The sequence below is a fragment of the Microbulbifer aestuariivivens genome, from assembly GCF_039545115.1.
GTDB lineage: Bacteria > Pseudomonadota > Gammaproteobacteria > Pseudomonadales > Cellvibrionaceae > Microbulbifer > Microbulbifer aestuariivivens.
In genome coordinates, this window is the sequence record NZ_BAABRT010000013.1 from 84,442 (window position 1) to 98,266 (window position 13,825).

Sequence of the window (13,825 nt, forward strand, 5' to 3'; positions counted from 1 at the left end):
CTTTGTGTTGTGGCCAACATCCTTTGCGGTTAAACCCAAATGCAACTAACACCCTTTGTGGTCAACAAGATGGTACTCCACACCTCTTCAGGTCAGCATCGTCCAGCGGCCATAGGGCCATCCTTTTTGCGCTGTGAACAGCGTTGTCGGCTCTGTTTATTTCTGTCGCTATCAGCATCGCTTCTCCCCCTAATCCCTCTCTCCGCACCTAACTGAATGCCTATCACAACCGCTATTCCTACCATCACCGCTATCCATCGCCGCTATCCATCGCCGCTATCCCTCACCGCTACCCCCGCTGACTCTTTTTCGCTTGCCGGGAATACACGCTCAAATAGCCGCAAAGATGATTATTGCGCCACCACTGGCACTGCGGCATTTTCGACACAACTTTTTTAGAATTTTCAGTGAGTATTTATGGCGTGACACCTGTTGCGAGGATGCATTCCGATGATCAATTCCGTATATTTTCCTTTCGATTCACAACCCCTGCCCGAGAGTTTTTGCCGATGCGCACGCTGCAGTTGCCTGTTATTTTCCTGATACTCTCCGCGCTTCTCTCCGCCTGCACAACGATCCCCACCCCCCAGGAACGACTCCCCGGCAGCCCGCTCTTCCCACCGCTATCACTGATGTACAAACGGCTCTCGGAAGACCTGCGCAAGGAATGCAACACTTTTCGCTCCCGGTCGTTTCTGCATCACTGTACGCGCAATGAATTTGACCTGAGCAGCCTGCAGCAGGCGCTGTCCGCATCCGGGCGTTTCCAGCAATTGACGCTGGCGCAACCCGATGAAAATTACCAGCTGCTGACATCTGTTGCCGTGCTCGACCAGGAGACCGGCAGTGAATTCAGCACAGCCGTCCTTTCCGGTGCGACATTGATGATGCTTCCCATGCTGCTGGAAAGAACCATTCGCGCGGAGCTTATGGTCACCTGGCGGGAGATACCGATCAAAAGTTATGACTATACGATTCCCCTCAGATTTTCCGTATCGATTTTTAACGCGGAGCAATACCAGGAAGTATTGACTGCCGCCATTGCCGAGCGCCTGCTCGCCGACCTGGAAATGGAAAATATCTTCACCGGCGCCTACCTCCTGAGCGCAATCGAAGCCAGTGACTATGAAAAAGAACTCAATGTACCGGAGCAAGTTGGCGACTATGTGCTGAGCGACAAGCACATCTATAACAATCCTTTTTTTGGCACCCTGCTGACCTTCGAGCACCGGCAGTTCGCATTTGATCGCGCGGAAGTTTTTATCTATCCCATTCCCAGTACCGAGTGGAACGATACGCAGGCGCTGACATGGGAAGAGGCCCAGAACCTGCGCAATGATATGGTAGAGATGCAGCGCACTGGAGAGCTGAAATCGGTGATTTCCGCAGAGCCGCAAGCACTCCACTGGAAAATAGGCCAAAGGGATTTTAACGGTAGCTATTACACCAGCAAGCTGACAGACCACGACGACCAGCAGGCGGATGTCGTCAACTATGTCTTTACCAGTGGTGACAAGTTTGTGCGCGTGCACACCTACTTCCCGGTTGAGCAGGGCAGTGCATCCACAGGCGATCCAGATGACTTTGCCCGGCAGCTATTGCACACCCTCTCGCTACCGGTTGAATCCGTTTTTATGGCCAGGCTTCGTGAGGTGTACCGCCAGTCCGGCGACGGCACCTGAGGTCGGCCTCCTATAACCCAGCGGCAAGCCACCATGACCGCTGGCCGCCCCGCCGGCGGCAGAAGAACTCCATCACACCTACTTTCAGCACGGCAGAGGCATAAAGGACGCAATTAAAACCACAATTTAAAGAGGCTGCCAGGCCGACGGTCAGGGCCGGGGACAAAATGCCCGCCCACAAAAAACCGCTCACTAGGAGCGGTCCTGACGGACGGATGAAGGTCGGACAATAGCGGCTGGACGACCTAATCGCCCTCGCCACTCATGCCCAGCTCCTTGAGCTTGCGTGTCAGTGTATTCCTGCCCCAGCCGAGCAGCTCCGCCGCATCCCGTTTGCGCCCGGCGGTGTGCTTGAGTGCGATCTCGATCAATGCCTTCTCGAAGGCGGGTACGGCTTCGCTGAGGATTTCCCGGCGTCCGGAGGCCAATGCCTGATCCGCCCACAGCCGCAGGGATTTCTGCCAGTCCTGCGGCGCGGCGGCACTGGCGGTCTGCTGTTGCAGTTCCTGGGGCAGGTCTTCGATATGCACCTCGCGGCCGGATGCCATCACCGTAATCCAGCGACAGGTATTTTCCAGCTGGCGCACATTGCCGGGCCAGTCCAGATTCGCCAGATATTGCTCGGTTTCCTTCAGCAGAATTTTTGGCTCCACGCCCAGGTCCTTGGCGGCACTGTTGAAGAAGTGGCGCACCAGACGCGGAATATCCTCGCGGCGGTCGGCCAGACGCGGGATATGAATGCGAATCACATTGAGGCGATGGAAAAGGTCTTCGCGGAACTTGTGTTCGACCACCAGTTTTTCCAGATCCTGATGGGTCGCGGCAATAATGCGCACGTCCACTTTTACCGGCGTGTGTCCGCCCACACGGTAGAACTCTCCATCCGCCAGCACTCGCAGCAGGCGCGTCTGGGTTTCCGCCGGCATATCGCCGATCTCATCCAGAAACAGGGTGCCACCATCGGCCTGCTCGAAGCGGCCGGCGCGCTGTGTGGTGGCGCCGGTAAACGCGCCCTTTTCATGGCCGAAAAGTTCCGATTCCATCAGATCCTTGGGAATCGCGGCCATGTTGAGGGCGATAAAGGGTTTGCTCTTGCGCGGGCTGTGATTGTGCAGCGCCTGCGCCACCAGCTCTTTACCAGTGCCGGACTCGCCATTGATCAGAACGGTGATATTGGAGTGGGAGAGCCGCCCGATCGCCCGGAAGACTTCCTGCATGGCCGGCGCTTCGCCGATGATTTCCTTGCTGCCATTGACCGGCTCAACCACTCCCGGCTCTTCCGCCTGCTGCTCGCTGGCATGGGCCAAAGCGCGGCGGGTTACGGCCACCGCCTCGTCCACATCGAAAGGCTTGGGCAGATATTCAAAGGCGCCGCCCTGGTAAGCCGCCACTGCGCTGTCGAGGTCCGAGTGCGCGGTCATGATGATTATCGGCAGCGCCGGGCGCTCCGCCTGAAAGCGCTGTAACAGCTTGAAACCGTCCGTGCCTGGCATGCGGATATCACTGATGACGACATCGGGGGAGTCGCTGTAAAAATCGTCCAGTGCCTTGTCACCATTTTCGTAGCACTTGATATCGATTCCCTCGCGGGAAAGTGCCCGCTCCAGTACCCAGCGGATCGATCGGTCGTCGTCAATAATCCAAACACGATTGCTCATATTTCTTGATTCCGTAAACATCTATGCGTTGTCGAGGGGCAGGTATATCTGGAACACACTCTGTCCCGGGCGGCTGTCGCTTTTAATCAGGCCGCGATGCTGATTGATAATGTTCTGCGAGATGGAAAGGCCGAGCCCCGAGCCCTCGGCGCGGCCGGAGATCATCGGATAAAAGATCCGTTCACGAATCTCCTCGGGAATGCCCGGGCCGTTGTCCTCGATATCGATGCGGCAGACCAGCGGGCAGCAGCGCCGCCCGATAGTGAAACGCCGCTGGATACGGGTGCGCAGGGTGATCTGGCCGGCGGCAAGACCGATACTCTCGTCGATTGCCTGCATGGCGTTGCGGGCGATGTTGAGCAGGGCCTGGATCAGCTGTTCGCTGTCCGCCGGAAACTCCGGGATCGAGGGGTCGTAATCCCGGCGAATGCGCAACCGGCCATTGCACTCGGCATTGATCAGCTGCGCCACCCGCTCAAGGATTTCATGCACATTGGTATCCACCATGGCCACTGGCTGGTTGGGGCCGAGCAGTCGGTCCACCAGGTTTCGCAGTCGGTCGGCCTCGGCGATGATGATCTGGGTGTATTCGGCCAGCTCCTCGTCGGGAAGCTCCCGCTGCAGCAGTTGAGCCGCCCCGCGGATACCACCGAGCGGGTTTTTCACTTCGTGAGCCATGCCCCGCACCAGGTTGCGGGTGGTTTCCTGCGCGCTCAGCAGAGCATCCTCCCGGGCGATGCGCAGCAGCCGGTCCATCGGCTGCATTTCCACCAGCAACAGCCCGAGTTCCGGCACCGGGCTCACCGAGTAGTCGACGGTACGGCGCTGGAGGTTGTGCAGCAGCCAGTTGGCCTGCCGCACTGTATAGCGCTCGCCACTGGCCAGCGCATGGCGCATCGCCTCCTGCGCGGTTTCGGTCTCCCGCACCAGCTCCTTGAACGGGTAGCCCTCCACCCTGGCACTGGATGCCGCCAGCAAATCCTCCGCGGCGGCATTCAAGTAACAGAGCAGCAAACTGTCATCCAACACCAGTACGGCGGTGGTCAGGCTATCCAGCATATAGCGCAGCTGGCGATCATTGAGCATGGTGTTTTTCCGTTTCGACGGCGGCTCGGCGGGCCAATCCAAAAGCGGTCGATAGATTGCGGTGCAAAAAGCAAACCAAAATGGCGCACGGTGAGATTTTCTGGGTAGCGGGCCCTACCCGCCTGCTCCGCAGTAAGCAGACCGCGCTGAAAAAGCTCAGAAGCCTCAGGCTTGCCGGCCGCGGAAGCGGGGCTAAGCACAGTGAGCGGGCAAGCCCCACATTCGCACCATTGTGGTGCATGACTCAGAGAGAGTACAGCCCGATGGACGGCTGTGGGGTCATGGTCTTCCCGGCGATAGGCAAAAACACCCCCAGGGCAGCCCCTGAACCGATTCCCGAGATGCCTGCGGAAGTCACTCCCGCGTGACGCCTGAACAGCTTGTCAAAAGCGTCTGATTCAGAGTCCCGGATGAAGGGCAACGCTACAGCACCCAATAGTTAGTGCGCTGGTGAGCAAGCAGCGCTCGTGAGGATTGCGCGTGCGAAGAGCTAACGAGGAGAGCTTACGGGGAGAGCTCGCGAAGAGCTCTCCCAGGGAACAACGAAGGACGGGGGCAGAAAGTGCGAGGATCAGTTACCCGAGCCGGACTTCTTGGGGCGCGGAAGGCCGGGCGCGGCGGGTGCCTTGGGCGCCTGTGTCGCCTGACCAGCGGGGGAGTCCGGCACCTGGTCGCCGGGCCGTTTGACGTAGAGATTGATGATCTGCGAGCGCGCCAGCACATTGCCGTCGGCATCGGTCAGCACCGCCTGCAGGGTGTGGGTGCCCCGCTCCAGCGAGGAGATATCCAGGCGGTCGCCTGTGGAGCTGCCAAGCCACGGCTGACCGTCCACCACCGCGTACACACGGTGACCCCTGGGGGGCGGCGGCTCGATGGCAACCTGCATCACCACAAAGCGCTGGCCCGGGGGTATGGTGGCGCCATTTTCCGGGCTGACGATGGCGAAGCTGGCCAGGCGCCAGGGTTTTTCATTGTCCCCATCCCGCGGCGACAGTTTGCGCGTGGGCATGGGGCGCGACTGTACGACGGGCTGGATGTTTGTCGGCGCCAGCACGATGCGCTCCGCCTTGCCATCCGGCGGCGGTGTATCGGAAAAAACCACACTGCCATCGGGTGCCACCGTCTTGTACACCACGCTGCCGCCGGATGAGGGCTCATCGGCGCCGTCGCCGCCGGCCAGAGCGGCGCCGGCCAGCAGCAATCCCATCAGTGTGAACAACAGCGCGCCACGCCGTCCGTCGTGTTTTTTCATGAAATCCCATTCGTGGAACACCCACGCCTGATCGTTAATGAATGATTCGCTGACTACAGCCTAATACAACCCCGCCTACCGCCAACAAAAAAAGCCCGCACCTCAAAGGTGCGGGCTTTTTGCGTCAAATGCAACCGGCGCCACGGGGGCGCCGCTGGGCATTAAACGGAGTAGTACATCTCGAACTCGACCGGGTGAGTGGTCATGTTCAGACGCTCTACTTCTTCGCGCTTCAGGTCGATGTAGGCATCGATGGCGTCGTCGGAGAATACGCCGCCCTCGGTCAGGAAGGCGCGGTCCTGATCCAGTGCGTCCAGAGCCATTTCCAGGCTGGAAGCAACGGTCGGGTACTCGGCCAGCTCTTCCGCCGGCAGGTCATACAGATCCTTGTCGGCCGGGTCGCCGGGGTGGATCTTGTTCTTGATGCCGTCGATACCGGCCATCAGCATGGCGGCGAACACCAGGTAAGGGTTGGCGCTCGGGTCCGGGAAACGGGCCTCGATACGCTTGCCTTTCGGGCTCGGCACGTACGGGATACGGATGGAAGCGGAGCGGTTGCGCGCGGAGTAAGCCAGGATAACCGGCGCCTCGAAGCCCGGTACCAGACGCTTGTAGGAGTTGGTGGAAGCGTTGGCAAAAGCGTTGAGCGCGCGCGCGTGCTTGATGATACCGCCGATGTAGTACAGGGCAGTTTCAGACAGACCGGCGTAGGCATCACCAGCGAACTGGTTGACACCGTCCTTGCTGAAGGACTGGTGGATGTGCATACCGGAACCGTTGTCACCTACCAGCGGCTTGGGCATAAAGGTGGCGGTCTTGCCGTAAGCGTGGGCAACATTGTGCACGCAGTACTTGAGGATCTGTACTTCGTCGGCCTTCTTCACCAGGGTGTTGGCGCCAACGCCGATTTCACACTGGCCGGCAGTGCCCACTTCGTGGTGGTGCACTTCGATTTCCAGACCCATCTGCTCCATGGCGTTACACATGGCGCCACGCACGTCGTGCAGGGAGTCGACCGGCGGAACCGGGAAGTAGCCGCCCTTAACGCCCGGACGGTGACCGATGTTGCCTTCCGGGTGGGACATGCTGGAAGACCAGGCAGCCTCTTCGGAGTTGATCTTGTAGAAAGCGCCGGAAATGTCCGCGCCCCAGGTGATGTCGTCAAAGACGAAGAACTCGGGCTCCGGGCCAAACAGGGCGGTGTCACCCAGGCCGGTGGACTTCAGGTAGTCTTCAGCGCGCTGAGCGATGGAGCGGGGGTCGCGCTCGTAGCCCTGGCCGGTGGACGGCTCAACGATGTTACAGCGAATGATCACTGTGGCTTCGTCGGTGAACGGGTCCAGTACCGCAGTCTCGTCGTCCGGCATCAGGATCATGTCGGATTCGTTGATGCCCTTCCAGCCAGCGATGGAGGAGCCGTCGAACATTTTGCCTTCTTCGAAGAACTCACCGTCAATTTCGGAAACCGGCAGGGTTACGTGTTGTTCTTTACCTTTGGTGTCGGTGAAGCGCAGATCTACCCACTTGGCCTCACTCTCTTTGATCAAACCGAGCGTTTTCGCTGACATTGCAGTCCTCCAGGTCTTGGAAATGTATTGAGTTGCGACAGCCCTTTTTTATGCTGGCGTGTGCTCTTCTGTGGTAAAGGCCCGAAAGCGCGACCTTTATTAGGCGAGAAACCAAAGCAAAGAGTGTGCCAAATTGGGGCAGCGGCGTCAGACCGCGCCCCTGCGGGGCTGCGTGGCGTCGCCGCGGTCAGAATAGAGGCAGACAGCGCAGCTGGCCACATTTATTTGCACCACCTTGGGCCGCCCTTCACAAGCGATGCACACTATTGGTGCGCAACCAGTTGGCGGGCCGCTGGTTTATAATGCAGCGTTTTCCCAGCAACGCGGTACAACACGGATTCCCATGCACTTTGTCGTCAAGTTCTTTCCCGAGATCACCATCAAGAGCAACCCGGTGCGCAAGCGCATGTCCAAGCAGCTCAAGGACAACCTGCGCATCCTGCTGCACCGTGTCGATGATCGCATCAAGATCCTCAAGGACTGGGAGAAGATTGAAGTGATCGCGCCGGACGCGGTGGCGCACCTGTCCGACCGCATCGAGGAGGTACTGGCGCACACTCCGGGTATCGCCAATTTCGCCCGGGTGCAGCAGTTCCCCCTCGGCGATATGCAGGACATCTACGAAAAGACCCTGTCGGTCTGGGGTGACAAGCTGGACGGCAAGACCTTCTGTGTGCGGGTTAAACGCAGCGGCAAGCACGACTTTCAGTCCCTCGACGTGGAGCAGTACGTGGGCGGCGGCCTGAACAGAAACACCGCGGCGGCGGGGGTCAAGCTGAAAAACCCCGATGTCACCGTCAAGCTGGAAATCCGCCACGACAAACTCAACGTGGTGGAGGAGTTGCACCAGGGCCTTGGCGGCTTCCCCCTCGGCACCCAGGACCCGGTGCTGTCGCTGGTGTCAGGCGGCTTCGACTCCATCGTCGCCAGCTACATGACCATCAAGCGCGGCATCCGCACCCACTTCCTGTTCTTTAACCTCGGCGGTCGCCAGCACGAGCTGGGGGTCAAGGAAGTGGCCTACTACCTGTGGAACCGCTATGGCTCCTCGCACCGGGTAAAATTCGTCACCGTGCCGTTCGATGAGGTGGTGGGGGAAATCCTCACCAATGTGGACGACTCCCATATGGGCGTGATCCTCAAGCGCATGATGCTGCGCGCGGCCACCGCGATGGCCAACGAGCTGAACATGGACGCGGTGGTGACCGGCGAGGCGGTGGCCCAGGTTTCCAGCCAGACCCTGAAGAACCTCGCCGTGATCGACAGTGTCACCGACACCCTGGTGCTGCGCCCGCTGATCGTCAACGACAAGACCGAGATCATCCGCACCGCACGCGCCATCGGTACCGAGGAGTTTGCGGCCAACATGCCGGAATACTGCGGTGTCATCTCGGTGAAGCCCACCACCAAGGCCAGACGCGAGCGGGTCGAGGAAGAGGAGACCCACTTTGACTTCAGCGTGCTCGACCGCGCCATCGGCAACCGCGTGATCCAGAATATCGACCAGGTCATGGAAGAGGTGCAGGGCGAGGTGCCGGACGTGGAAGTGGTGAGCGAGGCCGGCGATGCGGTGGTCATCGACATCCGCCACCCGGACGAGGAGGAAATGGATCCGCTCGAACTGGAGGGCAGCCAGGTGGAGGTGATTCCTTTCTACCGCCTCAACAGCGTCTTCAGCACACTGGATGCGGAAAAAAAATACCTGCTCTATTGCAGTCGCGGCGTCATGAGCAAGCTGCACGCCTCGCATCTTATCGACCAGGGCCACCGCAACGTCGGTGTGCTGCGCCCACACCTGCCGCACCGGCCGGACTGAATCACCGCCCCGGCCGCTATAGGTCACGGCTAATCCGGCTGTGGCCGCGGCTGTGCATGCGCTGCCGGGCCCCCGGGTGACAGCTGCCTCGCACAGGCGATTGCTGCGGGGCTAAAGCCAGCCCCGCAGGCACAGACCGCCCTGCCCGCGCGGAAATCATTTTGCCCGATGCCTAGGGACCGGTTTAAAAAAGTCAGCCCGTGATGGTTTTTTGTCCGGCTTTTGCTCCCATTTGTCACGCTTGGCCACTATAATCGCCGCCTTTGGCCGGACGACCGCTAATCGACAGCCCCGCCCCGATTGACTTGACGCGACAGTCCGCAGACTGGCCGCCCTATCCCCCTAGAGGTTCATTGTGATTGATAACCTGCGCAATATTGCGATCATCGCCCACGTAGACCACGGTAAAACCACCCTGGTCGACAAGCTCCTGTCCCAGTCCGGCACACTGGATCGCCGCGACGAAGGCGCCGAGCGGGTGATGGACTCCAACGATCAGGAGCGTGAGCGCGGCATCACCATCCTGGCCAAGAACACCGCCATTCGCTGGCACGACTACCGCATCAACATTGTCGACACCCCCGGACACGCCGACTTCGGCGGCGAGGTGGAGCGGGTGCTGTCCATGGTCGACTCCGTGCTGCTATTGGTGGATGCGGTCGACGGCCCCATGCCGCAGACCCGTTTCGTCACCCAGAAGGCGTTCGAGCAGGGCCTGAACCCCATCGTGGTGATCAACAAGATCGACCGCCCCGGCGCCCGCCCCGACTGGGTAATGGACCAGGTGTTCGACCTGTTCGACAGCCTCGGCGCCACCGACGAGCAGCTGGACTTCCCGGTGGTCTACGCCTCCGCCCTGAACGGCATCGCCGGCCTCGACGACACCGATCTGGCCGAGGACATGACGCCGCTGTTCCAGATGATCGTCGACAAGGTCGAGCCGCCCAAGGTCGACCTCGACGGCCCCTTCCAGATGCAGATTTCCGCCCTCGACTACAACAGCTACGTCGGCGTCATCGGCGTCGGCCGCATCACCCGCGGCACCCTCAAGCCCAACCAGCAGGTAGTGGTGCTCGACCGCGACGGCAACAAGCGCAAAGCCAAAGTACTGCAGGTCATGGGCTATCTGGGCCTGGAGCGGGTGGAAGTGGAGCAGGCCAGCGCCGGCGACATCGTGTGTATTACCGGCGTCGGTGAACTGAACATTTCCGACACCCTGTGCGACCCGGAGCACCCGGAGGCGCTGCCGGCCCTGTCTGTGGACGAGCCTACCGTGAGCATGACCTTCCAGGTCAACGACTCGCCGTTTGCCGGCAAGGAGGGCAAATACGTCACCTCGCGCAACATCAAGGATCGCCTGGACCAGGAGCTGATCCACAACGTGGCGCTGCGTGTCGAGCAGGGCGATTCCCCGGACAAGTTCAAGGTCTCCGGTCGCGGCGAACTGCACCTGTCGGTGCTGATCGAGTCCATGCGCCGCGAGGGCTTCGAGCTGGGCGTGTCCCGCCCGGAAGTGGTGCAGAAGGAAGTCGACGGCGTGATCCAGGAGCCCTACGAGCAGGTGGTGATCGATGTCGAGGAGCAGCACCAGGGCCCGATCATGGAAGAGCTCGGCCTGCGCAAGGCGGACCTCACCAATATGGAGCCGGACGGCAAGGGCCGCGTGCGCCTGACCTTTATCGTGCCGTCGCGGGGCATGATCGGCTTCCGCTCGCAGTTCCTGACCATCACCAGCGGCTCCGGCATCATGACCAGCATCTTCGACCACTACGGACCGGTCAAGCAGGGCGATGTGGCCAAGCGCATCAACGGCGTGCTGATCTCCATGGTCAACGGCAAGACTCTGGCCTACGGCCTGTTCCCGCTGCAGGATCGCGGCCGCCTGTTCCTGGGCCACGGTGAAGAGGTCTACGAGGGTCAGGTAGTGGGCATTCACTCACGGGGCAACGACCTGGTGGTAAACCCCACCAAGGCCAAGCAGCTGACCAACGTGCGCGCCTCCGGTACCGACGACGCGCTGACCCTGTCACCGCCGATCCGGCACACCCTGGAGCAGGCACTGGAATTTATTGAGGACGACGAGCTGGTGGAAGTCACACCGGAAAGCATCCGTATCCGCAAGAAGATCCTGCAGGAAAATATGCGCAAGCGCGCCAAGAAGTAAGCCTGCCGGCGCCGCGGCAAAAACGCAGGCAAGAGAGAAGAGCGCGGGCAAGAGCGCAAACAGCAAAGGCGGGCCTCAGGCCCGCCTTTGTTTTATCCGCATAACGCCGGTGTCTGCACCGCGCCGACACCACCTCGGTGCTTAACCCCGTGCCACTCCAGAGCGCAAGCCAAGGCTCTCACAGGGATGGCGTGAAAAAACGCTGCTGCACCTGCCGCCAATCCGCCAGCGCCCCGCGGGTGTGCAGGCAGACTGTCAGCTGCTCGAACTCGTCCGCCCGCGGCACCAGTACCTCCAGCGCCCGGTGGGCGGCGAGACTGTGGGGGAAGTGATTTCTGCCCGCGCCCAGCGCGGGGAACAACAGCGTGCGGATACCACTGGCCAGGGCCAGGTCGAGTGCGCTGGTATAACACTGGCCCAGCTGCGCCAGCGCCCGCGCGCCCCACTGGTCGCCGCTGGTCCACTGGGGAGTGACGGTGTGGATCAGGTAGGTAACCGGCAGGCCGTAGGCGCGGGTGAGCCGCGCCTCACCCACCGGGCATTCCGACTGCAGGGCGCAGGCTGCCTCCAGTGCTTCGCCACCGCGCTCAAAAACCTGCTCGGAAAGTCCACGGCCGCGGATCAGGTGCTTATGGGCCGGGCACACCAGGGCGCCGGCGCCAATTGTCAGGATGTCGCCGCTTGTCAGTTTAATCCCTTTCATCGTCTGTGATTCCCCTCGCACTGTGTGCTGAAACTATAGCCGCCGCTCTATGGGAGCCCCGCGGAACCACTTATACTAGTTCGCTGTTTATGTCGGCTTCGAGCCGTTGCCAAGAATGATTAGCCGATTAACTGATTAAAAATTGCCCTTGGGGCAGGGCGGAACGGGCCAGATGGATCTAGTGCCTGACACGCATAGGGATATCCATGAATCCAGGTATAGTCAGCAACGCCCAAGATTTATCCAGCCCCATGGAGCTGGCGCGGCAAATCGAGTTGCGGCGTCGTGTACAGGCTTCCGGTTACATGCTCCTTTTCGCCATGGCCATCACCGGCACCATGGCCGCCATAGCGCTCAGCGACAATGAAATACTGAGAGCCTCTGTTCTGCTTGCCATCGCCGCCACTGTTCTCGGCAGCTATGTGGCCATTCACAAAGTGGGCCTGAGCCGCCTGACCCCAGTGCTGGTGGGCCTGTTGCTGCTGGCGCTCTATTTCTACCTGCTGCTGTCCGGCGGCGTGAACAATACCGGCCTTATGTGGGCGGTTACCCTGGTGCCGGGCTTTATCAACCTGTACGGCTACCGCGCTGGCACTGGGACCCTCCTGGCGATGGGTGCCGCCACCGCCCTGATCCTCTTTTACCCCGAGTTCCCCGGCCTGACCGCCGAGTATGACACCACCTACCGGGCGCGCTTCCTGGCGGTATTCGTCGCGCTCACCGTACTGACCGCGCTGCTCGACAGCAGCCGGCAGCAGACCCAGCAACTGCTGCAGCGCCTGACACTGGAACTGGAGACCCGCGCCAGCACCGATGCGCTCACCGGCCTGCTGAACCGGCGCGAGGCCTACCGCGAGATCAGCAAGCTGGAATCCCGTGACCCGAAACAGGCGGGCCGCTACACGGTGCTGATCGGCGATCTGGACAATTTCAAAACCATTAACGACCAGTTCGGGCACGCCTTCGGCGACCGGGTTTTGCAGGACGTGGCCTGGGTGCTGCAGCAAAACACCCGCGTTGGAGACCTGGTCTCGCGCTGGGGCGGCGAGGAGTTCCTGATTTTGCTGCCCAACACCGACCTCGAAGGCGGCAGCTTTCTGGCGGAAAAACTGCGCGAAAAGGTTGAGGCCTTGAGCGACACTTACCCGCACCAGGTACAGATCTCCATCAGCTTCGGTGTTGCCGAGGGCAGCCCTCACGAACAGCCGCACTCGCGACTGCTCGCCGACGCGGACGCAAAGATGTATCGCGCCAAACACGATGGCCGCAACCGGGTCGTCGCCGCCTAAGAAGCAAAACCGGGCGCCCTGCCGGCCCGGGTCGCGCGCCGTTTACAGCCTTGCCCGCACATCTGCCCCGCCCTCATCCACACCGGCTCATTCGTCATTCGTCATTGCCTTTAGGCTGTCGCCGCAGCACTTTACTTGCCACCTCTGGTCTCCAGTCATATCCGCGTGCATGGAAAACCTACAGAAAAAAGAAAGCTAAAAACAGAGCGACAAAAAACAGTATTTTTTGATGAAATCGCGGACTGCCAAACTAAAAAAAATCGCATTCTGGGCAATACTCATGCCGCAGTGAGTTATGGGCAGTGAGTAAAGGACAGTGAGTAAAGTGCAGTGAATTAAAGGCAGTGAGTTATGAGCAGTAAGTCGGTGGCAGCAAGTTGGAAGCAGGGCGGACAGCGGCAGCAACAAACGTGCGGTCGCGGCTGGGAAAACACGGAATTGAGGCTTTAGAGGTTGGGAGTTGAAAGGATAAAAATAAGCTGGATTAGTTCAGACCAAATCTGACACCTCTCCTTGAAAAGAAGGGGTTTACCGGTTTTGATGAAGGTGCCTAAACCCAAAGTCAAAACCAAGGATAAACCCCATGATCCATACTAACGATCGCATC

The 13,825-nt window shown here is 60.3% G+C and carries 9 protein-coding genes; 4 read left to right on the forward strand and 5 right to left on the reverse strand.

Annotation, left to right across the window (positions count from 1 at the left end; all coding sequences use genetic code 11):
• Positions 1–509 precede the first annotated feature (509 nt).
• Positions 510–1,682: a hypothetical protein gene (locus tag ABEA58_RS09445; RefSeq protein WP_345550933.1), complete on the forward strand. Its 1,173-nt coding sequence runs from the start codon at positions 510–512 to the stop codon at positions 1,680–1,682.
• 245 nt (positions 1,683–1,927) lie between these two features.
• On the opposite strand, the gene glnG is transcribed toward ABEA58_RS09445, so the two are convergent.
• The 4 genes from glnG to glnA all read right to left on the reverse strand — a co-directional run bounded on the left by glnG (position 1,928) and on the right by glnA (position 7,246).
• Positions 1,928–3,340: a nitrogen regulation protein NR(I) gene (gene glnG / locus ABEA58_RS09450; protein ID WP_345550935.1), complete on the reverse strand. Its 1,413-nt coding sequence runs from the start codon at positions 3,338–3,340 to the stop codon at positions 1,928–1,930.
• 21 nt (positions 3,341–3,361) lie between these two features.
• A complete protein-coding gene (glnL, locus tag ABEA58_RS09455; RefSeq protein ID WP_345550937.1) occupies positions 3,362–4,426 on the reverse strand; it encodes a nitrogen regulation protein NR(II) in 1,065 nt (354 codons plus the stop codon).
• A 571-nt stretch (positions 4,427–4,997) separates the two neighbouring features.
• Positions 4,998–5,678 carry a DUF4124 domain-containing protein gene (locus tag ABEA58_RS09460; protein WP_345550939.1) on the reverse strand — a complete coding sequence of 227 codons (681 nt, stop codon included), beginning with the start codon at positions 5,676–5,678 and terminating at the stop codon, positions 4,998–5,000.
• Between the two features lie 161 nt (positions 5,679–5,839).
• Positions 5,840–7,246 (reverse strand): glutamate--ammonia ligase, encoded by a 1,407-nt coding sequence (glnA, locus tag ABEA58_RS09465; RefSeq protein ID WP_345550941.1) that lies wholly within the window; start codon positions 7,244–7,246, stop codon positions 5,840–5,842.
• 343 nt (positions 7,247–7,589) lie between these two features.
• Between glnA and thiI the strand changes: the two genes are divergently transcribed.
• Both thiI and typA read left to right on the forward strand, forming a co-directional pair.
• Positions 7,590–9,062 carry a tRNA uracil 4-sulfurtransferase ThiI gene (gene thiI / locus ABEA58_RS09470; RefSeq protein WP_345550943.1) on the forward strand — a complete coding sequence of 491 codons (1,473 nt, stop codon included), beginning with the start codon at positions 7,590–7,592 and terminating at the stop codon, positions 9,060–9,062.
• Positions 9,063–9,417: 355 nt separating this feature from the next.
• Positions 9,418–11,226, forward strand: coding sequence for a translational GTPase TypA (gene typA, locus ABEA58_RS09475; RefSeq protein WP_345550945.1), 1,809 nt, complete (start codon positions 9,418–9,420; stop codon positions 11,224–11,226).
• 178 nt (positions 11,227–11,404) lie between these two features.
• Here the strand turns inward: typA and ABEA58_RS09480 are convergent, their stop codons facing one another.
• Positions 11,405–11,929, reverse strand: coding sequence for a macro domain-containing protein (locus ABEA58_RS09480; protein ID WP_345550947.1), 525 nt, complete (start codon positions 11,927–11,929; stop codon positions 11,405–11,407).
• Positions 11,930–12,135: 206 nt separating this feature from the next.
• On the opposite strand from ABEA58_RS09480, the gene ABEA58_RS09485 reads away from it, so the two are divergent.
• On the forward strand, positions 12,136–13,218 hold the full coding sequence (locus tag ABEA58_RS09485) for a GGDEF domain-containing protein (RefSeq protein WP_345550948.1): 1,083 nt from the start codon (positions 12,136–12,138) through the stop codon (positions 13,216–13,218).
• Positions 13,219–13,825 lie beyond the last annotated feature (607 nt).

Excerpts from the sequence above, each read along its gene's own strand:
- ABEA58_RS09445 (WP_345550933.1), top strand. The coding sequence starts at position 510 with ATGCGCACGCTGCAGTTGCCTGTTATTTTCCTGATACTCTCCGCGCTT.
- glnG (WP_345550935.1), bottom strand. The coding sequence starts at position 3,340 with ATGAGCAATCGTGTTTGGATTATTGACGACGACCGATCGATCCGCTGG.
- glnL (WP_345550937.1), bottom strand. The coding sequence starts at position 4,426 with ATGCTCAATGATCGCCAGCTGCGCTATATGCTGGATAGCCTGACCACC.
- ABEA58_RS09460 (WP_345550939.1), bottom strand. The coding sequence starts at position 5,678 with ATGAAAAAACACGACGGACGGCGTGGCGCGCTGTTGTTCACACTGATG.
- glnA (WP_345550941.1), bottom strand. The coding sequence starts at position 7,246 with ATGTCAGCGAAAACGCTCGGTTTGATCAAAGAGAGTGAGGCCAAGTGG.
- thiI (WP_345550943.1), top strand. The coding sequence starts at position 7,590 with ATGCACTTTGTCGTCAAGTTCTTTCCCGAGATCACCATCAAGAGCAAC.
- ABEA58_RS09480 (WP_345550947.1), bottom strand. The coding sequence starts at position 11,929 with ATGAAAGGGATTAAACTGACAAGCGGCGACATCCTGACAATTGGCGCC.
- ABEA58_RS09485 (WP_345550948.1), top strand. The coding sequence starts at position 12,136 with ATGAATCCAGGTATAGTCAGCAACGCCCAAGATTTATCCAGCCCCATG.